Origin of the sequence: Spirosoma oryzicola, assembly GCF_021233055.1 — a bacterium.
In the GTDB taxonomy this organism is placed as follows: Bacteria; Bacteroidota; Bacteroidia; order Cytophagales; family Spirosomataceae; genus Spirosoma; species Spirosoma oryzicola.
The window spans coordinates 1,824,562-1,848,649 of record NZ_CP089538.1; the positions used below are offsets into that span (position 1 = coordinate 1,824,562).

General features: G+C 50.9%; 19 protein-coding genes. 7 read left to right on the forward strand and 12 right to left on the reverse strand.

Annotation, left to right across the window (positions count from 1 at the left end; translation table 11 throughout):
- Positions 1 to 97 precede the first annotated feature (97 nt).
- The 4 genes from argH to LQ777_RS07425 form a co-directional block, all read right to left on the reverse strand.
- Positions 98 to 1,432, reverse strand: coding sequence for an argininosuccinate lyase (gene argH, locus LQ777_RS07410; protein WP_232561883.1), 1,335 nt, complete (start codon positions 1,430 to 1,432; stop codon positions 98 to 100).
- Positions 1,433 to 1,549: 117 nt separating this feature from the next.
- Positions 1,550 to 2,104, reverse strand: a complete 555-nt coding sequence (locus tag LQ777_RS07415; RefSeq protein WP_232561884.1) for a pyridoxamine 5'-phosphate oxidase family protein — start codon at positions 2,102 to 2,104, stop codon at positions 1,550 to 1,552.
- Positions 2,105 to 2,154: 50 nt separating this feature from the next.
- Positions 2,155 to 4,245 (reverse strand): glycoside hydrolase family 97 protein, encoded by a 2,091-nt coding sequence (locus LQ777_RS07420; RefSeq protein WP_232561885.1) that lies wholly within the window; start codon positions 4,243 to 4,245, stop codon positions 2,155 to 2,157.
- Between the two features lie 67 nt (positions 4,246 to 4,312).
- Positions 4,313 to 5,566, reverse strand: coding sequence for an MFS transporter (locus LQ777_RS07425; protein ID WP_232561886.1), 1,254 nt, complete (start codon positions 5,564 to 5,566; stop codon positions 4,313 to 4,315).
- Positions 5,567 to 5,711: 145 nt separating this feature from the next.
- Between LQ777_RS07425 and LQ777_RS07430 the strand changes: the two genes are divergently transcribed.
- Positions 5,712 to 6,365, forward strand: a complete 654-nt coding sequence (locus LQ777_RS07430; RefSeq protein ID WP_232561887.1) for a DUF1345 domain-containing protein — start codon at positions 5,712 to 5,714, stop codon at positions 6,363 to 6,365.
- Here LQ777_RS07430 and LQ777_RS07435 read toward each other — a convergent pair.
- Together LQ777_RS07435 and LQ777_RS07440 are read right to left on the reverse strand one after the other, a co-directional pair.
- Complete coding sequence (locus LQ777_RS07435; protein WP_232561888.1) at positions 6,362 to 6,541, reverse strand: hypothetical protein; 180 nt, start codon at positions 6,539 to 6,541, stop codon at positions 6,362 to 6,364. The genes LQ777_RS07430 and LQ777_RS07435 overlap by 4 nt on opposite strands.
- Before the next feature lie 60 nt (positions 6,542 to 6,601).
- Positions 6,602 to 7,837, reverse strand: coding sequence for a nucleoside recognition domain-containing protein (locus tag LQ777_RS07440; RefSeq protein WP_232561889.1), 1,236 nt, complete (start codon positions 7,835 to 7,837; stop codon positions 6,602 to 6,604).
- Between the two features lie 183 nt (positions 7,838 to 8,020).
- Here LQ777_RS07440 and LQ777_RS07445 point away from each other — a divergent pair, with 183 nt between their 5' ends.
- Positions 8,021 to 8,638 (forward strand): M15 family metallopeptidase, encoded by a 618-nt coding sequence (locus tag LQ777_RS07445; RefSeq protein WP_232562814.1) that lies wholly within the window; start codon positions 8,021 to 8,023, stop codon positions 8,636 to 8,638.
- A gap of 169 nt (positions 8,639 to 8,807) precedes the next feature.
- On the forward strand, positions 8,808 to 12,116 hold the full coding sequence (locus LQ777_RS07450; RefSeq protein ID WP_232561890.1) for a lamin tail domain-containing protein: 3,309 nt from the start codon (positions 8,808 to 8,810) through the stop codon (positions 12,114 to 12,116).
- Between the two features lie 66 nt (positions 12,117 to 12,182).
- Here LQ777_RS07450 and panC read toward each other — a convergent pair whose 3' ends face one another.
- On the reverse strand, positions 12,183 to 13,022 hold the full coding sequence (gene panC, locus LQ777_RS07455; RefSeq protein ID WP_232561891.1) for a pantoate--beta-alanine ligase: 840 nt from the start codon (positions 13,020 to 13,022) through the stop codon (positions 12,183 to 12,185).
- A 137-nt stretch (positions 13,023 to 13,159) separates the two neighbouring features.
- Here panC and LQ777_RS07460 point away from each other — a divergent pair, with 137 nt between their 5' ends.
- The 3 genes from LQ777_RS07460 to LQ777_RS07470 all read left to right on the forward strand — a co-directional run bounded on the left by LQ777_RS07460 (position 13,160) and on the right by LQ777_RS07470 (position 16,836).
- A complete protein-coding gene (locus LQ777_RS07460) occupies positions 13,160 to 13,966 on the forward strand; it encodes a glycogen/starch synthase (protein ID WP_232561892.1) in 807 nt (268 codons plus the stop codon).
- Between the two features lie 151 nt (positions 13,967 to 14,117).
- Positions 14,118 to 15,956: a glutamine--fructose-6-phosphate transaminase (isomerizing) gene (gene glmS, locus LQ777_RS07465; protein ID WP_232561893.1), complete on the forward strand. Its 1,839-nt coding sequence runs from the start codon at positions 14,118 to 14,120 to the stop codon at positions 15,954 to 15,956.
- A 172-nt stretch (positions 15,957 to 16,128) separates the two neighbouring features.
- Complete coding sequence (locus tag LQ777_RS07470) at positions 16,129 to 16,836, forward strand: head GIN domain-containing protein (RefSeq protein WP_232561894.1); 708 nt, start codon at positions 16,129 to 16,131, stop codon at positions 16,834 to 16,836.
- 44 nt (positions 16,837 to 16,880) lie between these two features.
- Here the strand turns inward: LQ777_RS07470 and LQ777_RS07475 are convergent, their stop codons facing one another.
- The 4 genes from LQ777_RS07475 to LQ777_RS07490 all read right to left on the reverse strand — a co-directional run bounded on the left by LQ777_RS07475 (position 16,881) and on the right by LQ777_RS07490 (position 21,420).
- Positions 16,881 to 17,462, reverse strand: coding sequence for a cupin domain-containing protein (locus tag LQ777_RS07475; protein ID WP_232561895.1), 582 nt, complete (start codon positions 17,460 to 17,462; stop codon positions 16,881 to 16,883).
- Between the two features lie 38 nt (positions 17,463 to 17,500).
- The gene (locus tag LQ777_RS07480) at positions 17,501 to 17,953 is read right to left on the reverse strand and encodes a hypothetical protein (RefSeq protein WP_232561896.1); all 453 of its coding nucleotides are present in this window, start codon (positions 17,951 to 17,953) and stop codon (positions 17,501 to 17,503) included.
- A gap of 144 nt (positions 17,954 to 18,097) precedes the next feature.
- A complete protein-coding gene (locus LQ777_RS07485; protein WP_232561897.1) occupies positions 18,098 to 20,299 on the reverse strand; it encodes a penicillin acylase family protein in 2,202 nt (733 codons plus the stop codon).
- Between the two features lie 275 nt (positions 20,300 to 20,574).
- A complete protein-coding gene (locus LQ777_RS07490) occupies positions 20,575 to 21,420 on the reverse strand; it encodes an SDR family oxidoreductase (RefSeq protein ID WP_232561898.1) in 846 nt (281 codons plus the stop codon).
- A gap of 101 nt (positions 21,421 to 21,521) precedes the next feature.
- On the opposite strand from LQ777_RS07490, the gene LQ777_RS07495 reads away from it, so the two are divergent.
- On the forward strand, positions 21,522 to 21,959 hold the full coding sequence (locus LQ777_RS07495; protein ID WP_232561899.1) for a winged helix-turn-helix transcriptional regulator: 438 nt from the start codon (positions 21,522 to 21,524) through the stop codon (positions 21,957 to 21,959).
- A 3-nt stretch (positions 21,960 to 21,962) separates the two neighbouring features.
- Here the strand turns inward: LQ777_RS07495 and LQ777_RS07500 are convergent, their stop codons facing one another.
- Positions 21,963 to 23,789, reverse strand: coding sequence for a M61 family metallopeptidase (locus LQ777_RS07500; RefSeq protein ID WP_232561900.1), 1,827 nt, complete (start codon positions 23,787 to 23,789; stop codon positions 21,963 to 21,965).
- Positions 23,790 to 24,088: the final 299 nt, after the last annotated feature.

The window sequence follows — 24,088 nt, forward strand, 5'->3', positions numbered from 1 at the left end:
CAAAAAAGTACTCATTTTGGTTCGTCAGGACAAAATTTAGACAGCCTATAAAGGAAGAGGGTTGTTAAAAAACCGGAGCCAACTGGCTCCGGTTTTTTTAATGCAGTAGCTGTTCGATGGCTGCCTGGGCCCGGTCGGCACCAAAGCCCGCCAGCGCGGTTTCCATCTGGGCGATAATCAGTCCGGTACCCAGATTGCCAATGCTACCCTCGTGCGTGTGATGAAGCGTACGGGGTGGCGCATAGGTGTGCTCCGCAATTTCTTTACCGACTGTCTGATAAGCCTCGCGGAAAGGAACGCCCTGCAAAACCAGTTCGTTGACCCGCTCAACGCTGAACAGCAGATCATACTTGGAATCGTCAAGCAGGTTTGTTTTTACCTGAATATGTTCCAGCATAAAATCGGTGATCTCCAGGCAATCAAGCAGTTCGTCGAAAGCAGGCATCAGGATTTCCTTCAACAGCTGCATGTCGCGGTGATAGCCCGACGGTAGGTTGCTCATAACCAGCGTTACTTCCATCGGTAGCGCTTTTAGCCGGTTCGTTTTGGCCCGTAATAGTTCGGCTACGTCGGGGTTTTTCTTGTGTGGCATGATGCTGCTGCCCGTTGTGAGCGCATCCGGTAGCGTCAGGAAACCAAAGTTCTGGCTGTTGTACAGGCATATGTCCATAGCCATACGCGAAATTGTCGATGCGACGGCTGCCAGCGCGGTCAGAGCCGTTTGCTCGGTTTTACCCCGGCTCATCTGCGCATAAACCACATTGACGTGCATCCCTTCGAAGCCCAGTAGCTCGGTCGTCAGTGACCGGTCGAGTGGAAAGGACGACCCGTAGCCTGCGCCCGATCCCAGTGGGTTGCGGTTAGCGAGTCGGTAGGCGGTTTGTAAGGTTAACGTATCGTCGGCCAGCGCTTCGGCGTAGGCCCCAAACCACAACCCAAACGACGAGGGCATGGCGATTTGCAGATGCGTGTAGCCGGGAAGTAAATCGTTTTTATGCTGTTCCGAGAGACTGATAAGCCGGTTGAATACGCGGTGCGTAGCCTGCGTAACCCGCCACAGTCGATCCCGCGTAAAGAGCTTAAGGTCAACCAGCACTTGGTCGTTACGAGACCGGCCCGAGTGTATTTTCTTCCCAACGTTCCCCAGCGTGCGGGTTAGCAAAAGTTCGACCTGCGAGTGTACGTCTTCAATACCGTCTTCGATGGCGAACTTTCCCGCTTCAATGGCGCGATAGATCGTTTTCAGTTCGGCGGTAAGCAAGCTCAGTTCCTGATCCGTGAGCAGGCCAATCGTCTCAAGCATCTGCGCGTGTGCCAGATTACCCAGTACATCGAAAGGCGCAAGGTATAAATCCATTTCACGATCCCGTCCGACCGTAAAACGCTCAATCTGTTCGGCGGTAGAAACGCCTTCTTTTTGCCAGAGTTTCAAAATGAATGAGTTAATAAGCGAAACGAGCGGCTAAATCAGGTCCATACCGGCGTCCCTGCCCGCTTCTAAAGTCCCGCAAAGTTCGTAAAGAAAGTTGGTTACCGGATGGTTGCCGTCTTATTGTTTTAAGCCCAGGCTGGTTGGCAAACCATCGAGACTAACGAGGTTTTTCTCCTGAATGTATTCCTGAAGGCCGTCGGCTCCTTTTGTTTCCGCCCATTTGAAATGCACATCGCGCTCCCCGGCGTAGTCGTAGAGCGGAACACCAAAACCGCAGGATGTTTGAACCAAACTGATATCGGCAACAATGATCTGGCGGGTACTGGGCAGTATGGTAAAATGCGGAGCGTAGACATCCCATTCGTCCGTACCGGGCAACACAGTAGACCCTTTTCCGTAGAGCCGGAGAATGTTGGGCGCACCGTCGAACGAGCAGAACATAAGGGTGATCCGTCCGTTTTCGAGCGTGTGCGCCGACGTTTCGTTGCCGCTACTGATCAAATCCATGTAAGCGACCTTATTCTCTGAAAGGACCCGGAATGAATCAAGTCCTTTTGGTGATAGATTGACGTGCCCATCGGCGCTTAGCGGAGCGGTACTGACAAAATAAATATGCTGTTTGCCAATGAATTCCCGATGGGCGGGCTTAATTGAATCGTGAAATTTACCCATGACTGCGTTGGTGTATCCTGGTTTGATTGGCTCTTACGAAGTAAATAATCTTATTTCTTGATCAGCTGAATTGCACAGCCACCGCCCTTGGCCAAGTGAATCGACAGGTTTGTTTTAGCCGTAACTTTTTTTCGTTCGATGGTGTACGCTTCCGGGTTTTTGTCCCAGTCAGCATCGGCGGCATCACGGTAGATGACGGCTTCGTACGAACTTCTGGGGTCCAGAAAATTTAAGTTGACGGATAGATCGCGGCTGTTCTCGTCGGTAATACCGCCCACAAACCAGCTGTTCTTTCCTTTTTCTTTACGAGCCATGAGGATGTAATCGCCGGGTTCGGCTGCGAGTATTTTGGTGTCGTCCCAATCGACCGGCACATCCCGGATAAACTGAAACGCGTCCAGGTGTTTTTCGTAGTTTTCCGGTAAGTCCGCTACCATCTGCAACGGGCTGTACAACGTGACGTACAAAGCCAGCTGTTTAGCCAGGGTAGTGCGAACCTGCTGCGTGCGTGTGCTGTCGAACTGATTGAGTCGAAAGCGAAACAGACCGGGCGTAAAATCCATTGGCCCGCCCAATAGCCGCGTAAACGGTAAAATCGTTGTGTGTTCCGGTGTGATGCCCAACGTTGGCGCGTTATTAAATTCGCTGCCCCGGGCCGCTTCGCTAGCCATCCAGTTCGGGTACGTACGGTGCAGACCCGTCGGGTGGGCCGACTCGTGGGAATCCAGCATGATCTTGTACTGCGCCGTTTTTTCGGCAACCCGTTGGTAGTGATTGATCATCCATTGACCGTCGTGGTGTTCACCACGGGGAATGATGCGGCCCACGTATCCCGTCTTGAGCGTGTTGATGTCGTGCTTGACCATGTACTGGTAGGCCGCGTCCATCCGGCGTTCGTAGTTCGTGACGGAGCCGGACGTTTCGTGGTGCATAATGATGCGTACGCCTTTGCCGCGAGCGTAGCGTACCAGCGAGTCCAGGTTGTAATCGGGGTAGGGCGTAACAAAATCAAAAACGTCTTCTTTCCAGTTGCCGAACCAATCTTCCCAGCCGACGTTCCAGCCTTCGACCAATACACCGTCAAAGCCGTATTTTGCCGCAAAGTCAATGTATTTTTTAACGTTCTGCGTATTTGCTCCGTGCTTGCCGCCCGCCTTTTCCCAGGTCGCTTTACCGATGTGCATTTCCCACCACATACCCACAAATTTCTGCGGCTTTATCCAGGACGAATCACCGATTTTGGAGGGTTCGTTCAGGTTCATAATCAGCTTGGAGGTCAGCAAATCAGCGGCTTTGTCACTAACCAGGATGGTCCGCCAGGGCGTCTGAGCCGGCGTCTGAAGATACGCTTTGTTGCCCACGGCATCGGGTACCAGTTGAGCCGTCAGGGTTCGCGTCTTTTTGTCGAGCTGAAGGTGCATGACTGGATAGTTGAGCAAAGCCGCTTCGTAGAGGCTGATGTACAGGCCGTCTGCCGTCTTGAACAGCAACGGTGTCTGCACCGCATTGGAGCCAATCACTGACTTGAGGGCCGTATCTTTCTCCCGATCAGCGGCTGTTACTGCATCTACCTCGCTTAGCTTGGTGGTGTTGTAGAGATATTCATTGGAATCGTAATCACCCGGCATCCAGAACGTTTTGTGGTCAGCCGAGAGCGTGAATTGGGTTAACTCATCAGCTACGACAAAGTGCGTCAGGGCTTGCTGGGGAGGAAACTCATAACGGAAGCCCATGCCGTCGTTAAAGACTCGAAAACGCACCCGCAACTGAATACCGGAGTCGACTTTGTCCTGTAACGTCAGCAGTAGTTCTTTGTAATGATTGCGAATCCGGTTGGTTTCGCCCCAAACCGGTTGCCAGGTTTCATCCTTCGTGGATGTGTCTGCCGCTACGATGGTGAAGCGGTTCAGCGTTGCTTTCGGTTTACTAAGGCTGAAACCAAGACCAGAGGGTTCAATAACAGACTTGCCTTTGTACGCAAGCTGGTAGTTGACCGCGCCTGTCTGCGTGTTGCGAATGGTTAAGGTAATGGCTTTGTCGGGCGACGTAATCGAGGTTACGGGTTGTGCATGTATACTTTTTGGTAAGGAAATAAGTGCTGCAACGAGTAACAAATACTTGACTGTATAGGTAGATATCATAGGGAATAGGGGTAAGACAACGAACGTATCAACGCAAAAACAAGTAGTTGAAATTTCGCCGAAAATCCTATTTGTTCGCTGAACTCGCCGGCAAACGTTGGCCTAAAATCCAGAAGCCACCAGCGGCCAGCAAACTAATACCGGTGACGGCTAACCAGTGAGTGGAAAAGTTGAAATGAGCGATCATTTGCGAGCCAAAAGCCGGGGCCGTCGTCTGAGCCAATGCCCCCGCCATTGAATACAGCGCCAGGTACTGCCCGCGTGTCGATGGGGTAGATCGCTCGACGGTAAACGACTGAATAAAAGGCATAACGAGCATTTCGCTAAGCGTGACGAGCACGATAAAAAACAGGGTCGCCGTCAGTATGGACAAGCCCGTAGCCTCCAATAAAGTCAGCGATGCGTAGGCAATCGAGGTGAGCACGATGCCCCCGACAATCAGATTGACTTTTTTCCATTTCTGCTGCTCAACACTGTAGACCAACGCCATTTCGACAACGACAATAATGACCCCGTTGAGCGCCATCAGTGCGCCGATTTTGCCTTCTGTCATGTGCAGAACCTGTTTGAAAAACAGCGGCACAACAGAGAATAACTGCATGAATACAATCAGGTATAAGGCTGCGCACACCATGAAGGCAATAAATACCGTGTCCCGGTAGGGTGAGCTGACCAAACCCGATTTGTCGGCGTCAGGGTGCAGGGTTTTGGTAACGCTGAAGGTCGATGCGTTATCGGGAGCGGGCAGGTTCAACCAAAGGACAACTGTTGCCAGCAGACAGGTTAATCCGTCGGCCCAGAAAAGAAGGTTGTAATCGATGCCAGCAATCCAGCCACCCAGACCGCCACCAACCGCCCAGCCCAGATTGATGGCTAATCGGTTGAGTGAGAAAGCGCGGGTGCGCGTATCTGCATCGGAATAATGGGCAATAGCCGCCTGATTAGCCGGGCGAAACGAATCGCCGAATAAGGTAAAAATAAAGACGCTTCCGCAGAGCGCATAAAAACCCGTAACCAGCTGAAGCATCAGCAGAAAAAAACCGCTGAACAGCAGACTGAATAACTGAACGTAATAAAACCCAAACCGGTCGGTTAGCCGCCCGCCTAGAAAAGTACCGACAAAAGCGCCCATGCCGTAAACCGCCATGACGATACCCGCGTCAGCAACAGAATAGTGCAGATGCTGCGTCAGGTAAAGCGTAAGAAAAGGAAGTACCATCGTGCCACATCGGTTGATAAGCATAACACCCGCCAGCAGCCATACCGATGGCGCTAATCCTTGATACGCATTCCTGTAGAGTCGAAGGGAGGCCTGGAACATAGCGCGAAAGTACGACGAATCTATACGCGGGCGAACATCCGACAAAATCTCCGTCGGCTTGTTATTTAGAAAAGCGATTCGTGAATTTTAGAGTTATACCATCAAAAACACGTACCGTACTACGCTTATCGCTTGCCCCTAATCCATGTTTCTGGAAAGAATCACTCGTTTTGAAGCCAATCACCGACTAATGATTGGCCTTACCGTTGCTTTTATCACTTATTTTCTAGTACCGCCAACGGTTAAGGGGGCTGCCACCCTGATTATTGTCTGGATCGCATTTGCCCTGACCTTGCTGCTGTTGATGTGGCTGACTATTTTCATTGCGCATCCCCGTGATCTACCCCGGTTATCGCGTCTGGAGGATTCCAGTCGAACGCTGATTCTGGTATTCGCCATTACAGCCGCCGTAGCCAGTTTGTTCGCGGTATTTGCGTTGCTGGATTCGATGGATAAAGCGAATCAGAGCCGGAGCGTTACATTATCAGTTCTGGCCGTGGCCAGTTCCTGGACGTTATTGCATACGCTTTTTACGCTTCGCTACGCGCACCAGTTCTACGGCGATGATCCTGAACAGAAAAAGCGTCCCGGCGGATTGGAGTTTCCGAATGACTCTGAACCGGACTACCTGGATTTTGCCTATTTCAGCTTTGTCATTGGTATGACTAGTCAGGTATCGGACGTGGCTATCAGCGCTAAGCGTGTACGACGAACAGCGCTGGCCCACGGAATACTATCGTTTTTGTTTAACACCGTCATTATTGCCCTGACGGTTGGCGGACTCTCAGGAAAGCTTTAACGGGCTCGTCCACCGGATCGGCTTTGCCGTTGTGCTTTCTCCTGCTGCTCTTTCTCGTAATCTTCACGCTGCCGTTTGTCAGAAAGTAAGGTACGGTAAAGACCATTCAAGACGTAAATATCATCAACTTCATCAATCAGTCGGTGCAGGTGCTCGCGGACTTGCGTAATGTTCATGCGGATTCGTTTGTTGAGTCGTACTGTTTAGGTGTATAACACCGTCGTCTGGCTTTTAGCTCAGTGAAAAAAGAAATAACCGAGGGCAATACCGGCGATGACGCCCACCAGATCGGCAAATAAACCATACGGAATCGCATGACGTGAGTTGCGGATGCCGACCGAGCCAAAGTACAGCGCAACGATGTAAAACGTCGTATCCGCCGAACCCTGAAAGATGCAAACCAGCCGCCCCACGAACGAATCGGGTCCGAACTGTTTCATGGCGTCGATCATGAGCGCTCTGGCTCCCGAAGCACTCAGCGGTTTCATCAGGGCCACGGGCAGCGCATCTGTAAAGTCGGTGTTCATGCCGGTAAGGGCAAACAGGTATTTCAAGCCACCGACGAGGTAATCCATAGCCCCCGCATTGCGGAATACGCCGATTGCGACCAGCATACCCACCAGATACGGGATGATCTTTACAGTTGTTTCGAAACCACCTTTGGCTCCTTCGATGAACGTTTCGAAAATGGGTACTTTTTTCCGGATCGCGCCCAGCAGAAAAGCGACGATGATCGTCAGCAAAAGGCCGTTGCCAAATACTTTCGAGATGGTTTCGATTTCTTCTTTGGGTCTACCCGCCAGAAACCACAGGGCCAGGGCGATCAGGGTCGTAATGCCCCCTAGCCAGCCCAGTACCGTGCTATTCAATAGGTCGATGCGTTGCTTGATACCTACGGCTATCATGGCTACCACCGTGGTTACGTACGTGCCGATTACGCAGGGGATAAAGATATCCGACGGATCGGTAGCGCCCAAGATAGCTCGCTGCGCCATCACGCTGAGCGGAATGATCTGTAAGCCAGAGGTGTGAAGCACCAGAAACATGATCTGGGCATTAGAGGCCGTGTCTTTACTTGGGTTTAACTCCTGAAGGCTTGCCATTGCTTTCAGACCAAAAGGGGTGGCGGCATTATCCAGACCCAGCATATTAGCCGAGAAATTCATGATCATCTGCCCGTTGGCGGGGTGATCTTTCGGTACTTCGGGGAAGAGTTTGTTAAAAAACGGACCAATAACGCGAGCCAGCAGATTGATGGCCCCGGCTTTCTCGCCAATGTTCAGCAAGCCCAGAAAAAATGTCATGACGCCCGCCAGGGGTAGGGCGATGTCCATAACGGCCACTTTCGAAGAGTCGAACAACCCTTCGACTATCACCTTGAAAATTTCAGTATCACCCAGAAAGATGAGCTTAGCCAGCGCAACCAGAAAGGCAATGACAAAAAAGGCAACCCAGATGTAATTTAATGCCATGTAACGAGGTAGGGCAAGTTGGTGGTTATGCACCCGATTGCCGGAGCAGTCGGTAGTTTTTTGTTATTTAGGCCTAAAATTCACGATTCAGGACCAATAACCAAAAAAACGATGCGTTTCTTCGTCACTCAGCTTGCTTTTTCCCTGTTGATGTTAGCAGCCTCAGTTGTTTCTACTGGCGTTATGGCTCAGGAGGTTGAACAGGCTATGATCAAACAGGGATTGGTCGATGTTCAGAAAGTTGACCCGACCATTCTAGTCGAACTCAAATACTCAACGACTGATAATTTTGTTGGTAAAGACGTGTATGGCGATTTGACGCGGGCGTACATGCAGCCGATGGCGGCTAAAAAACTAGCTAGTGCCAGCCAATACCTGCAAAGCAAACACCCCGACCTGCGGCTGCTGGTGTACGACGCGGCCCGACCCCGTTCGGCCCAGTGGAATCTCTGGAATGCATTGCCCAACATGACCGAAAACGAACGCCAGAAGTACGTAGCCGATCCGCGAAAAGGGTCCATTCACAACTACGGATGTGCCGTTGATCTGACCGTCGCGACGAAAGACGGTAAGCCACTCGATATGGGTACCAAGTATGACTTCTTCGGTGAGCTGGCGTATCCATCGCGTGAAAACGAATTGCTGAAAGCCGGGAAGCTAACGCAGAAACAAATCGATAATCGGCAAATTCTGCGAACAGCAATGAGGCAGGGCGGCTTTAGCCCGATTGAGTTTGAGTGGTGGCACTTCAACGCTTTATCGCGGGAAAAAGCAAAAATGGCTTTTCGCATCGTCGATTAGCGAGGAGCCAATCTCTTTCTGATAAAAAGGTAAGTTGTTAAATTAATGGATGTTAATATTTTTAGTAGTAATATGACATTGTCTATATAGTCTATAATTTTAATGATAGCTTAAAATGGAACAGGCAAGTTTACAGTAGCTTTACATAAACTTAACTAATCCATTTTATATGATCTTTCAACGTTTACGGTCTTCGTATTCAACGGCTCGGCTGTGGCTGTTATTTGCGGCATTGCTGGTGGCCGGTGCTACCAAAGCACAAGAGCAAATAGTAATTAGCCAGGTGTACGGGGGTGGTGGTAATGCAGGTGCCCCTTACAAAAATGATTTTATTGAGTTGTTCAACCGGGGCACAGCAGCGGTTAATCTTGACGGCTGGAGTGTACAATATGCAGCAAGCGGAGGAACTAGCTGGCAGGCAACCCGGTTGAGCGGTACTATTCAGCCGGGCGGTTATTATCTAGTGCAGGAGGGGGCTGGTACAAACACTACTCTTCCAGGCTTGCCTATGCCTGACGCAACGGGTGGTATAAATATGAGCGGCACTGCGGGTAAAGTTGCTTTGGTAAAAGCGACTTCGGTGCTGTCGGGTTCATGCCCAGTAGTAAATGATTTTGTGGGCTTCGGTACGGCTACAAACTGTTCAGAGACAGCTCCTACTGCCAATTTGACTAATTCGACTGCCGCTGTTCGGGATGGTAATGGCTGTACGGATACGGGTAATAATTCTGCGGATTTCACCATAGGTACGCCCAGCCCACGCAATTCGGCAAGTCCAACTAATCTGTGTAATTCAACGGCACCTACCATTGCTGCAACGCCTAACCCGGTAAGCTTGAGCTACGCAGAAGGCAGCGGTCCGGCTACACGGATTATAACAACCAATGCCACCAATCTTACGTCAGCAAGCGGTGGTATTACCGTAACGGTATCGAATCCTGCGTTTGCGGTTTCGTACAATGGTTCGTCTTTTGGCAACTCCGTTACTATTCCTTACACTAATTCAGGCTTGTCCAGCACAACCCTGGCTGCCCAGTTGACAGCGGGCCTATCCCCAAATTCATATTCGGGGTCAATCACATTTAGTGGGGGAGGAGCAACGGTTGACCTCCCTGTTACGGGCGTTGTCAGTGCATCCGTTTCGACAGGAATTGTGTCAATTGCCGCAGCACGGACGGGTATTGGTAATACCTACACGGTTCAGGGCCGGGTAACGGTTACGAATCAGCTGGGTGCTCGTCAGATTTATATCCAGGACGAAACGGGTGGTATTGTTGTCTACGCTAGCCCGTCTGGTACTGACATCAGTTCGCTCGTACAGATTGGCGATCTGGTGCAGGCACGTGGACCAGTCACGGTATTCAACGGTTTTACCGAAATAACATCGCCGGCAGCTACAAACTTCACGCTGGTTTCAGGAGCTGGTACCGTCGTGCCGGCGCCGATCGAGATTACACCCGATCAGTTGCCCAACTATCAAGGGCGGCTGGTTAGTATTTCAAACGCTTCCATCAGTGGCTCAGGGGCTACGTTTGTGGGCGGAACCAGTTACACCATTACCAAAGATAACCAATCGGCTACCTTACGCATCAGTGCCAATTCGCCACTAGCGGGTGCCGGTCGTCCAAGCAATCCGGTTAGTGTAACGGGTATCGCCGATCGGTTTGTGTCGGGAGTGACTACGCCAGGAAACAATGGTCTGCAACTACAACCCCGGATTCTGGCTGACATTCCGGGAAGCACAGCCGCGCAGGATGCTATTTGCGGACCAGCCGAAAATACGGCACTGCCCCGCACGCAAACGCTGGATGTTGCTGCCTGGAACATGGAATTCTTCGGTGCTGACGGTGGTTCGATCAACTGTCCAAGAGGAACCTACACGTACGAAGACATGGGGCCTGTCAACGAAGACCTTCAACAGGCTAACGCGACAGCCGTATTGACGAAGCTGAACGCCGATATTATTTCGGTAGAAGAAATCAGTGATATCAACCGCTTTAGCGCAACGGTAGCCGCTATTCCAGGAAGTTACAGCTACGTTTGCTCTGACAAGTTCTCGTATTTCTTCCAGGACCAGTGCGACCAGCAGGTCACGAACGGTACGGTATTCGGACCAACCTCGCTGGCTCAGAAAGTTTGTGTGATTTACAATACCGCTACGGTAACGCCGGTTCTGTCCGAAACGAAACCGCTGCTGTTGGATAAATACAACTACCCATCTGGTAACGGCTGGTCGTCGGGTCGTTTGCCTTTCCTGTTCGTTGCCGATGCGACGATCAATGGCGTTACGCGCCGGGTTCACGTGGTTACGGTACACGCTAAATCGGGAAGTGCAGCGGGTGATTTCAACCGTCGCAGACAGGATTTCGCCGATCTGAAAACGTTGCTTGACACCGAATACGCGACTGCAAACATCGTTATGATGGGTGATTACAACGACAAAGCTACGTCATCGATCTACACGAGTTCGCCGGTTTCATCGTTCAACAACTTTGTGTCGGACGAAGCTGGTTATAAAACCATGACCAAGCCGCTCGAACAGCAAGGTTGCTCGACGTTTAACTCGTCGGCCAGCTTCATCGATCACATGATTGTTTCGAACGATCTGGCCGCTGGGTACATCGACAACTCGGCCTACGTGTTATTGCCGTTCAGCATTCCCAATTATGGCAACACCACATCGGATCACAACCCAATTTTTGCCCGTTTTGACTTATCCAAGCTGGCAGTAACGGTTGTAAAAGCGCTTTCGCGCGATCCTGATAATGGTCAGCTTAACTCCAATACGCTCAAGCCTTACCTGACGCTTCAGAATCAGGGTACTACTTCGGTTGATTACAGCACCATCACGGTTCGCTACTGGCTGAATGTTGAGGACAACATGGACCTAATCTTCCAGAAAAACTACGTAGCTATCGGTCAGAACAACCTCAACCTACGCTACGTGTCAACTCCGGGTCGTCAGGGTGCAACGGGCTACATCGAGTATAGCTTCTTGCCGGGAGCGGGTAGTCTGGCTCCAATGAGCGAATCAGGACCGATTGAGATCCAGGTTTACAAGCAGAACTACAGCGCCTTCAATCAGGCTGGTGATTACTCCTATGTCAACAACAGCGCCTTTGGGCTTAACAACCGCATCACGGTTTACCAGGCCGGAAGCTTGATTTACGGCGTTGAACCCGCTAGAACTAATGCTGCGCGGCTGGGTGCCGAAGAAGCGGGTGCTACGTTACAGCTTAACGTACTGGGTAACCCAGTTGTAAACGAGTCGGTTGAGGTTGAAATTCGCGGGGCGGCTGGTCAGAAACTGCAACTCCGAACGATCGACAACCGTGGCCGTAGCGTGAACACAACGATTATCGAACACGCTGCTGCCGTTGAGCGCGCTACGATTTCGGTTGGTAAGTCAACGGGCGTGTACCTGCTCCAGGCGACAACCGCAACGCAGAAGCAGGTTGTAAAACTTGTCAAGGAATAAGACTCCCTGGCGCACAACAAAAAAGGGCCGCTCAACTGAGCGGCCCTTTTTTGTTGGTCTAACTTGTCAGAATACCAGGTTATCAATCAGGCGTACCTGGCCCAGATGAGCCGCCAGGCAGATGGCGGTTTGTCCCGGAGCCAGCACTTCTTCGACAGGCTGCATGGTATCGGCATTAACAACGTCAATGTATTCAAGCCGGAAATTTGGATTGCTGCTAAAAACGTCGATTACTGCCTCTTTTGTCTGCGCGGCACTCTGACCCTCGGTTAACAGATTTTGAGCCAATGTAAGGGCTTTAAACAGGGTTACGGCCTCTATGCGCTGATCGGGCGTGAGATTTCGGTTCCGGGATGACATCGCCAGCCCGTCGGCCTCCCGGATCGTTGGACAGCGAATCAGTTCAACGGGGAAGCTCAGGTCGCGGATCAGGCGTCGCACTACGGCTACCTGCTGCAAGTCTTTCTGACCGAAGTAAGCCCGGTTGGGTTGTACGATATTGAACAACTTACCCACCACTAAGCCGACGCCGTTGAAGTGACCCGGTCGGAAAGCACCTTCCATGATCGTTTCCAGCTCGCCGAAATTTAGCCGGAGTGTAGGCGGCTCTGGGTACATCTCGTCGGCAGAGGGCGCAAAAACTACGTCGCAGCCAGCGGCTTCCAGTTTTTGGCAATCTTCTTCCAGTGTCCGTGGGTAGCGACTCAGATCGTCAGGATTGTTGAATTGTATGGGGTTGACGAAGATACTGCTTACGACGATATCGTTCTCCTGTTTAGCTTTTTCGATAAGCCGGATATGACCTTCGTGCAAAGCGCCCATCGTTGGCACAAATCCAATTTTCTGGCTTGGACGGGCTACGGAAAGGTGGTTGCGAAGATCAACAGCGGTACTAAAGCGATGCATAACGAGCGACTGATTTTTTAGGCTGCAATGATAGCGGATTCGTATCTTTTTCGGGCAAAATGTATTGAAATACGGAAAAAAATTGTATAATTTTGCAAGTTTTTTGATAGTCTTAACAACACACCCCGCCCGTTTTTATGAGCAAATTACGCATCCTTTACGTGGCCAGTGAAATAAATCCTTTCCTGAAAACGTCTGACGTTGCCGATTTCGTCCGCAAGCTGCCCCAGGCTATGCAGGAACGAGGAATGGAGATTCGAATTTTAGTGCCACGCTTCGGGCTTATTAATGAACGCAAAAATCGGTTGCACGAAGTTGTGCGGCTATCGGGAATCAACATCGCCGTTGGTGATGAAGAAAAACCGTTGATTATTAAAGTTGCGTCAATTCCGACGGCCAAGTTACAGGTCTATTTTATTGATAATGAAGATTATTTTCAGCGTAAATACGTTTTCCACGACAAGGAAAACCGATTCTACGATGACAACGACGAGCGGGCTATCTTCTTCTGCAAAGGGGTGCTGGAGACGGTGAAGAAACTCGGTTGGGCTCCCGATATCGTTCACTGCAACGACTGGATGACCTCCCTGATTCCGCTTTACCTTAAAACAACCTATAAGAACGACCCAATGTTTAAGGACACCAAGTCGGTTTTTACGGTGTACAACAATGGGTTTGACCATCGTTTTGAAGGGGATATCATCGAAAAAGCGCGCATGATGGATATCGACGATTCGATGCTGGAAGAATTGAAAACGGCTGACTTCGGTGGTTTCATCCGGATTGGTTGCGCCTACGCCGATGCCGTGGTCCGTGCCGAAGAAGAATCAAGTGCTAGCCTGAACGCGGTGCTGAACGACCTGCCTGAACATAAGTTCGACGGGGCCGAGGAGAATGATGTGACAGAGCGGTACTACAATCTATACACGCAACTAGCTGGTTAACGCAAAATAGCTTGGTTCAAACCTTACCCAGGTAACGTATAGTAAAACTCATTTACCCAAAAGCCGGATATTCCGGCTTTTGGCGTTACTTTACGCACGTTGATTGATTATCGAAAAACGGTGACATTACTCCTAAACAGATAAAAGAGCTATGTGCGGTATTGTAGCGTACGTTGGGCACCGGGAAGCGTGCCCATTGGTTTTGAAAGGTCTGAAACGACTCGAATACCGGGGGTACGATAGCGCCGGTATTGCCCTGATGAATGGGCACGGCCTACGTGTGTACAAGAAAAAAGGTAAAGTAGCCGCTCTGGAGCAGGAACTGGCTGCGCGCGAAAGCAGCGGTACCATCGGAATGGGCCATACGCGCTGGGCAACGCACGGTGAACCCAACGACGTAAATGCGCACCCGCATTACTCCTTTCACCGGAAACTAGCAATTATTCACAACGGAATCATTGAGAACTACGCGGCTATCAAGCAGGCATTGCTCAAAAAAGGCCATACGTTCACCAGCGAAACCGACACGGAAGTGTTGGGGCAGTTTATCGAAGATATCTGGGAAAACAATGGCGGTTCGCTCGAAGATGCGGTCCGGCTGGCGTTGCAGGAGGTCGTGGGTGCGTACGCTATTGTGATCATGAACGAAGCCGATCCGACCCAGCTTGTTGCCGCTCGAAAAGGATCTCCGCTGGTGATTGGTGTGGGCGAGGGTGAGTTTTTTATGGCTTCGGATGCGACGCCAATCGTTGAATACACCAAGGATGTCATTTACCTCAATGACTACGAAATCGCTGTTATCAAAAACGGCCTGCTTACCGTCGTAACGCTCGACAATACGACGACCACGCCTTACGTGCAGAAGGTAGAGCTGGAATTGGAAGCAATCGAAAAAGGTGGATTCGACCACTTTATGCTCAAGGAAATCTTTGAGCAGCCGCGTTCCATTGCCGATTCGATGCGAGGACGCGTTCAGGCTGACAGTGGTACCATGCAACTCGGTGGTTTACGCGATTACCTGGATAAACTGGCGGCTTCGGAGCGGATTGTCATTATCGGTTGTGGTACGTCATGGCACGCGGGCTTGGTTGCCGAGTATATTTTCGAAGAACTGGCCCGGATTCCCGTCGAAGTTGAGTATGCATCCGAATTCCGGTATCGCAATCCGATCATCAAAGAAGGCGATATTGTCATTGCTATTTCGCAGTCGGGCGAAACCGCTGATACGCTGGCCGCTATCGAACTGGCAAAGTCAAAAGGAGCAACGATCTTCGGTGTTTGCAACGTGGTAGGTTCATCAATCGCGCGGGCCACGGATGCAGGAGCCTACACGCACGCAGGACCCGAAATTGGGGTTGCCAGCACGAAAGCATTTACGGCGCAGGTTACCGTGCTGACGCTGATGGCACTGGCCGCTGCCAAACGGAAAGGAACAATCTCGGAGTCGCTGTTTCGCTTGTTACTGGCCGAGTTGGAAAGTATTCCGGCAAAGGTCGAAAAGGTGCTGCAAGCCGCCGACAAAATCAAGGAAATCGCGTACATCTTTACCTACGCTCGTAATTTCATCTATCTGGGACGGGGGCTGAACTTCCCGGTTGCACTGGAAGGAGCGTTGAAGCTGAAAGAAATCAGCTACATCCACGCCGAAGGCTATCCCGCTGCCGAAATGAAGCACGGACCGATTGCGCTCATCGACGAGGACATGCCGGTGGTCGTCATCGCCACGAAGGACAGTTCGTACGAGAAAATAGTCTCGAATATTCAGGAGGTAAAGGCCCGCAAAGGTCGTGTCATTGCCATCACAACGGAAGGCGATACGCATTTGCCCAGCCTGGTGGATTTTACGATTGAGATTCCCAAAGTCCACGAAGTACTGGTTCCGCTTGTCTCGGTAATTCCTTTGCAACTGCTGGCCTACGACATTGCAGTTATGCGGGGCCGCAATGTTGACCAGCCGCGCAACCTGGCTAAATCGGTGACTGTCGAGTAAAGAGCGAAAAATTTTGGGTCAAAAGCGCGATGAGCAGTAAGCTTATCGCGCTTTTTCAATTCAGAGCAAAAATGGGTTATTTCAGCAAGTGAAAACTACTATTCGTCTAGGGAAGTGCTGTTTCTGGTAAGCGGGTAAGTGACATTTGCAGCTGTAAATAACAGCTATACCCATGAAACAGCGATTGCTTTTTTACGCTCTTCTGTTTTTTCTGTCTGTCCAGCTGACAGCTTGCCAACAGGAACTTGGACCTTACAAGGAGGTAACCCAGACCTATCCGCTGGCTAATTTCGACCGGCTTGATATGGGCAGTGCTTTTCATATAGATGTTCGGTCAGGGAGCAGCTTCGAGGTTGCCGTTCGGGGGAACGAAGCCGATGTAAACGACCTTGACTTGAGAGTACGAAATGGAACGTTGCACGCGGAATATCGGGGTACATCGCGCCGAAAACGCTACGATATGTACGTTACCGTTACAATGCCAACGCTACGGGAAATTAAGCTGTCGGGGGCGGCTCAATCAACTATCACCGGCTTTACCAGTTCATCGGTGGTTAATGCCTCGCTGTCAGGGGCGTCGAACGTAACGATAAATCTTGCCGGTTCCCGGTTGACTTCAGAACTGTCAGGGGCCTCTACGATCCATGTAGTAGGGACTAGCGATGGCCTGACGAGCAACCTGTCGGGAGCCAGTAAACTCGACGCTTTTGACTGCCTGGCGAAACAGGCTCAGCTGGATTTGTCGGGAGCCAGTACCGCCCGCGTCCGGGTTCAGGAAGAGCTTACCGTAAAGGCCAGTGGAGCAAGTACGGTGCGGTATCAAGGCAGCCCACAGACCCATATTGAGTTGTCGGGATCCAGCACGGCGGCTAAGGAGTAAAAACGTGCGGGTCGTAAAAGTTACCAGCACGTTCTTCGTAAAGTCTAGCTGCGCCAGATGGTGGGTAGTCCAGCCGTTTTGCCGAGTAGCGGATCGGTAGCCGGTATGGGTAGAGCCGCAATGTTTTTGTCGGTTTGCGGTCGTTCACCCGCCAGTCCCCGGTTTACATCCCATTCGCGTCCGTCGGGATAAGCACCGACAATGCCCAGGTTTTCGCTGCCGAGGTTTTTATGCCCAACTCCGGCTGGAATAACCAGAATATCGCCAGCCTGAACATTTATTTTCTGCCCATTTTCTCCGCCCAGGTGCAACAACGCCTTTCCGGAATAAACGCCCAAAACCTCGTGGGACGTGCTGTGGTAATGATGAAAGGCGTAAACGCCGTTGCGCCAGGAATTTGTCCAGTTGTTGTCGGCAAAACGTTTTTCCAGCCAGCTGGCCCCCTGTTGGTTGCGCTCCGTGAACGCATTTCGATACACAAGCAGCGGGTATTTGCTGTTCGGAATTTTGCCATCGTCTTTAAAATAAAACGTTTCGGGGCTGTCGGACTGCGCTATGCTCATGGTCGAATAAGGGAAGCGTATAGAGGCTAAGCCGAGCAGAGACAAAAAGGTTTTTCGTTTCATACCATCAACGCAAGGCTACCAGACCACAATTGATAATGTTAGTTTGTGACTCGTTTGTAGGTTTCGACAATCACCCGGTCGATACCGAGCTTTTCTACTTTCTCAACGCCTTTCTGAACGAGCGTATCGCCGGATAGCTTCACCACAAACTCAAATTTGTTGTTTTCCCACGCTTTATCGGAGTAGTAGTCCAGGTATTCGGTGTACGTACTGTCCGTAAACGTGTATTTCCCTCCGCCCGCTGAGAACCTGGTTGCCGACGAATCGTTCTGGCCGCTGATGTCGTGGTTTAGGAAAGCAAAGTGCGTTGGGTTCAGGATTTTGATCATTTTACGTTTCGGATCAAACGTCGAATAAGTAGAGTCTTTTTCGGTTGCCGTTGCCGATACAAGTTCCCACGTTCCCTGAATGGGTGCGTCGGATTGTTTGGTTGCACAGCCGTAAAGAGTAGAAAGGGCTATGCCTAAAAAAAGTAAACGGTTGCTTTTCATTGTGGGGGTTTAGATGACAGCGGGCAAGTTAGTTTATTTTCAAATGTACGCCAATCGCTGGCGTACGCTGTACGTCTTCACGGATCATAGATGGATCGATAGTCAACGCAACCGCCCTGCTTTTGCCCGTTTGTGGTTCATAAACTATTCGCCGGGACGATACGTCTTTTCGACATGCTGTTGTACCTCTTCGGGATAGAACCAAACATCTTTGAACTGACCCGCGCAGTAGAGCGGAGCCTGATCCGTGAAGTGCTTCATACCCGGTTTGCTGCTTTGGCCGCCCGTAACGACCGAACGCGCTTTTACTTTCCTGCCGAATTCAACAACCGCAACAAAGCTATTGCCCACGTAACCGTACCGTTTTTTCGTGTTGGGATACGAACGAGCACCGAAAGCCGCCAGCGATCCCCAGGCGGAAGGCGTAAAACCAACCGCAATACTTGGCTGCTGATCGTCAAACGTTTCCTGAATTTTTCCGGTCAGGCGCTGGTATCGGTTAATGTCACCCCAGGGCGTTTTCCAGGTTCCGAAGTCACGCGTCAGATCGGTCAGCACGTCCTTCAGGGCGGTTACTTTCTCCTGTGGGGAGGTATTGTTGGTGGTGAAGTCGGTGAAGCTTAGATAGTCAAGGCGCTGGTCGGCGGGGACGCGGCTCCGTGCCAGTCGCTGAATCTTCTCACCCCACAAGATGGCGAGTGCTGTCCCGACGGAGCCTGTTCCGTAGCTTTTATCCCAGCTCTGCAACAACTGTACGGCTTCCCGCAGATCGCTCGACTGGTTGGCGGCATCACCCGCAACGGTTTGGTATGCGTTCAGCAGGGGAGGAAGCAAAGCATCGAAAGCGGCCAGATGGGGGTCGTTGGCAGCCGCAATGAGCGTGTCCAGCGTAAAGACGGATTTCTGGCTTAACACACGAACGGCATTGATACCCCGGTAGTTTTCGGCGTCGGGAGCCATGTACGTCGGGTATGTTGCCTTGTCGGGGCTGCTGTTGCCCGATACGGTGAACGGTGTCGAATTGCAGTTCTGAATCCAGCCGCTGGCCGGGTTACGAACCTGAACGAGTTCATCTACACCATGCAACCCTTTCCATTCGGTAGCCGGATTGCTGCCATCGACGGGTTGGTTCCAGTCAAATTTAGGGTCGCGTTTAGGCATAAAATTGCCGTGCCAGTACGCAATGTTGCCGTCCCGATCCGCAAAAACGGTGTTGTTCGACGCGTTACCGTTGAGTTTCATCACCTCTTTAAAACTCTGGTACCCTTTCGCCTTGGTGCGTAAATATGACTGTTCGAGCGCGTTCAGGGGCGTATTCATCATACTGACCGTAACCCATTTGTCGCCTTTTTCGCCAACGACGGGACCGTGGTGCGTCCAGTATAGCGTAAACTCCTTGTACTGAATACCGTTGCCCACCTTGTACGGTAGCCGCACTGTTTGCGTCCGAACGGGTTTCTGCGTATTGCCTTGCCGATAAACAAGCGAATTACCTTTTTTCTCGACGGTTTCCAGATACTCATCCATCGAATCCGCACCGCTGGACGTGTGCATCCAGCCGCAGTTTTCGTTAAAGCCCTGATAGACAAAAAACTGCCCCCACGTAACGGCTCCGTACGCATTTAATCCGGCCTGACTAACCATGTGAACCTCCGACCGAAAGTAAAAAGACGTGTGCGGATTGATGAGCAGTAGGGGATTTTTGGTGGCGCTTTTCGAAGGAGCGATAGCGAAGCCGTTTGAACCAACCGGGTCCCGTTCAAATTTGTCGAAATCGTAAATCCAGGAGGTTTTGCGGTGTTCGTAAAAGTCTTTCAGTCGGTCGATGGAAACTACGCTGATGTTGCCGCCGATGCTACCTTCGCTAAACATGAGCGGCATCCATGGCTGAAAACGTTTTAAAAGCCTGGGCGTAACAGCCGGGTGGGTATACAGGTAATAGTTCGTGCCATCGGCAAAGGCATCAAGTAGACTTTTCATCCAGACCGGGCTTTCTTTGTAAAGAGCAAGCGCCTGCGTCGTGTCCATGAAAAGACGTGCCCGTAAATCATGGTAAAGGGCGGACTCGCCATCGACCTCCGCCAACCGGCCAATGGCGTCCAGGTAGTTTTCTTCGACGCGGTCAAAATCATCTTCGCACTGGCTGTACAACAAACCAAAAACCACGTCAGCGTCGGTTTTTCCGTAGATATGCGGAACGCCCCAGGTGTCGCGGGTGATGGTAACTTGTTTCGCCTGTTTTTGCCAGCGCGCAATCTCGGCTTGACTAAATGGCTGGCCTTTTGTCGTGAGAAACGATAGAAACGCGGCAAAAAAGAAAAGGATCGGTGACCTGTAACGATTCATCGAAGTGGAAAAAGGATTGGTGGAAAATGACCGTCAGTAATGACCGTGAAAATAGAAAGGATTAAGCAGACTAAATGACTATAGCTTATGGAAACTGCCTAAATCGAATAATTGGGCATAAAAGTGCAATTTGATGGGGAATTGCCAGTAAAAAGCGACATCGACCAGTATTCGTGCTGGTTAATCGGTAATCTACAAAACTAAGTAGCTCCGTCCTACCAGCGATAGTGCTGTAAGACGGAGCTATATTTTCCTTCGAATGACCGCTGGGCGGATTAGCTTTTTAGGAAGTCTTCCAAGTTAACCGGCTGACGGCCCAGCAGTTTTTCCAGCGCCGAATCGGGCCGGTTGAAATCATTTTGTTTAATTGCTTCGGCCATACCGGTGTACAGGCTGACAACCGGAGCGGGCAGGTGCTTGGCTAGTTCAGCTTCGTAGGCGCTAGCGGGAATGTCGAGGTAATCAACGGTTTTATCGCTTTTCTGACCCAGAATAGCCGCAATATCAGCAAATGACCAGGCGCTTGTCGCACCGATCTCGTAAATCTGATTCTCATGTCCCTCACTGGTCAGCGCGTTGGCTAGTCCCTCGGCAATATCTTCCCGAAGCGCGTAACTGACTTTTCCGTCACCGCCCGGAAAGGGTAGCTGCCCCGACTGAGCCGCATCACCGATAATCATGGGCAACACATCCAGGTACAGATTATTGCGGAAGATGGTGTACGTCAGACCCGATTCTTTCAGGAGGTTTTCGGTGTGGAAATGATCGATAGCGGCAGGGAATAGCGCGTTTGCTGACGGACTGGTAGCGCTGGTGTAGACGATGTGTTTCACCCCGGCTTCTTTGGCTGCGTTGACGGCGTTGGTATGCTGACGAACGCGCTCTTCACCGACTACCGAACTGGAGATCAATAACAAGGTATCAACGCTTGCCAGGCTGGCTACTAACGATGCCGGTTCGGTATAATCGCCGGTACGAACCTGAATACCTTTGTCGGACAGGTCCGTTGCTTTGGCAGGGTCTCTGACGATGGCAACTAATGAATTGGCGTCTGTTTTTGCTACTAAATAATTGAGCGTGGCTTTTCCTAAATGGCCTGATGCTCCGGTAACTGCAATCATAATCAATTGGTTTTTATCTGTTTCTTAGTTACTTTTGGTAACTCAAAAGTATTTCGTAACCGTATTCACCGCAAGAAGGTATTTTTTTGTGCGTCAGTAACATGAACAGAACTATTGCTGATAATCAGCAGGATATAGTGCAGGAAAAATTGCAGAAAATTTTGGGGCCCGTTGGCGGTTCAATCGCCAACTGCCCAATCCGGAATATTCTGGACCGGTTTAGCGATAAGTGGTCAACGCTGTCGATCTTTCACCTGGGCAATGCCGGAACACTCCGTTTCAACGAATTAAAGAAACGAATCGACGGTGTCTCACAACGGATGCTTACCGTTACGCTTCGTACCCTGGAACGCGACGGTTTAGTCTCGCGCCGGGTTTATCCCGAAATTCCGCCCAGAGTCGAGTATGAATTGACGGATTTAGGAAAAAGTTTTCTCGTGCAGATCATTGAGTTGGGTGATTGGGCCAGCAACCATAGCGCGCAAATCATACAGGCTCGCGAGCAATACGCTGCCCGCGAGCGCGTACCTGTTGCGTAAGTCTTATCGTTCTTTTAACCAATCGTTTAGAATCGCTTGCTGCTGTTTGTTTGGATTGGGCAGGCGCGAGAGCTGAAAAGTACGTTCGAATTTTTGGCCTACCCGAAGTGTTTTCTCGTCTGTCTGACCGCCTTGAACGATGCGTAGCTTGACTGACTGATCAACGGGAATGGCTTTAACAGCCGCTAAGGTGGCCGGTTGGTTGTTTAACATTAGCAGGACGGCACCGCTCCGGATTCCGGCTTTCCAGGCGGGCGATTCCCAATCAACGCTCGACACCAGCAGGCTGTCCGATTTTGGGCGGAGATTTAAACCAAGCCATCCGCCGGGTGCTTCCCGGAGCGTGGTGTCAACGGATAAACCGGCGTAGGCCAAGTATTTCGGATAATCCAGGGGCTTGACCGTTGATGCGTAGTCAAAAATTTCGTCCAGCGGTTTGCCCGCCGTTTTTTCGCAAATCGCCCGAAATTCTTCGTCCGTAAAACCGCGCTTTTCTTTCTGGTAATACGTCTGATACAGTGTCCGCATCACATCGTCGAGCGATTTTTTGTTGTCGGTCTCGTGCCGAATTTTAAAGTCCAGGAGCATGCCCAGGACCGGACCTTTCTCGTAGTACGAAATCGTTTTGTAGGCATCATCGCCGGTGCGACCAAACGGCCCGTCCGACCAGGTTTCGTAACTCGCTTGTGTCGCCGACTGAAACCGGTGGCCCGGTTTATTTTCGTACGAAGCCATGTTGCTTCGAAGGGCGTTCAGCAGTTCAGCTTCGGACATCAATCCCGCTCGTCGGAGCATCAGGTATTCGTAGTAAACCGTAAAGCCTTCGGATACCCAGAGCATGTTTGTCCGGTTTTCCTGATCGTAATCGAAAGGACCCAGGGCAGCGGGCCGGATGCGCTTCACATTGTAATGGTGAAAGTATTCGTGAGCCAGAAACAGATACAGCCGTAGCTTGCCTTGTGGGGTGTTCAATCCACTGCCGTCAAAACTAATGGCGGTCGAGTTGAGGTGTTCGATGCCGCCCCCGCCCGGCCCGATGGCTATAAAGGTGTAGTGCTTGTAGGGAATGTCGCCAATGATCTCGGAACCCGCCTGAACAATCTTTTTGAGGTCAGCAACGAACTGGTTTCGGTCGAAATTGCCGATGTTATACCCGACAAAGTAATGCGGGATTCCGGCTACGGTAAAGGAAGGAAGCTGTTCCAGATTGCCCATGAGCATAGGGCTGTCGTACAGCACGTCAAAATTAGGCGCGGTAAACGTATTCGGTTTGCCGGGAATCGAATCGAGACCCGTAGCGACAAGCGGTTTCCAGGCCGAATAAGGGTGCAAGGTTACCGTAACCGGCTGTTGAAGCTGGTTCGGCACGTACATAAACACGCCAGCGGGCGAGATGTAGCCTTTGTTATCGTCCAGATAATTACCCGCCACAAAATCACGGGTTGCCTTTACGTCGTACGACAGCGTTACAGATGGGGTTTTGTTGGCACGGACACGCCAGGTGCTATTCGCCAGTTTTTCCCATTGCAAGGGCTTGCCCGCTGCGTCGGTCACCTGCATGTTGGCAACGCTACTCGCATAATTCATGAGTTGGTAATAGCCGGGCGTCCACACCGGCATTTTGAAATCGATTGTTTCCTGGCCCGCGTTCGGGTAGGTAAAAACCACATGATACAAGTGATCGGCTGGTTTCGCCATCGTTACCTCGAAAGCCATAGCGGCTGGCTTGGTTTGCGCAACCCCATACTGAAACGAAGTTAGAAAAGTGATGGCGAGCAGATAGACACGGCAGGTACTGGTAAACGCGTTTTTTACGGTTCGATCAAGCATAAAGGTAGCGAATGATAAAGCACAGACGAGTTAGTATAAGGCCCTTACTTTCTGGTCTGCGCACGGGTAGTATCAAAGATAAGCTGTAGGTCTTCTATTCACCGGCAAGACCGGTTTTTATTGATAAAATACCCTGTAACCAGATTGGGTAGAAGTGTTGGGTAAGCCTTCCTATTTATTAATTAAAATATCTGATTTTCGTCAGCTTATTGCTTTGTTATCAGTCGCTTGTTGCGTATATTTACTGTTGCGATTTACAACAAACAACCAAACTAATGATGCCGGTTTTTGTGCTGTGA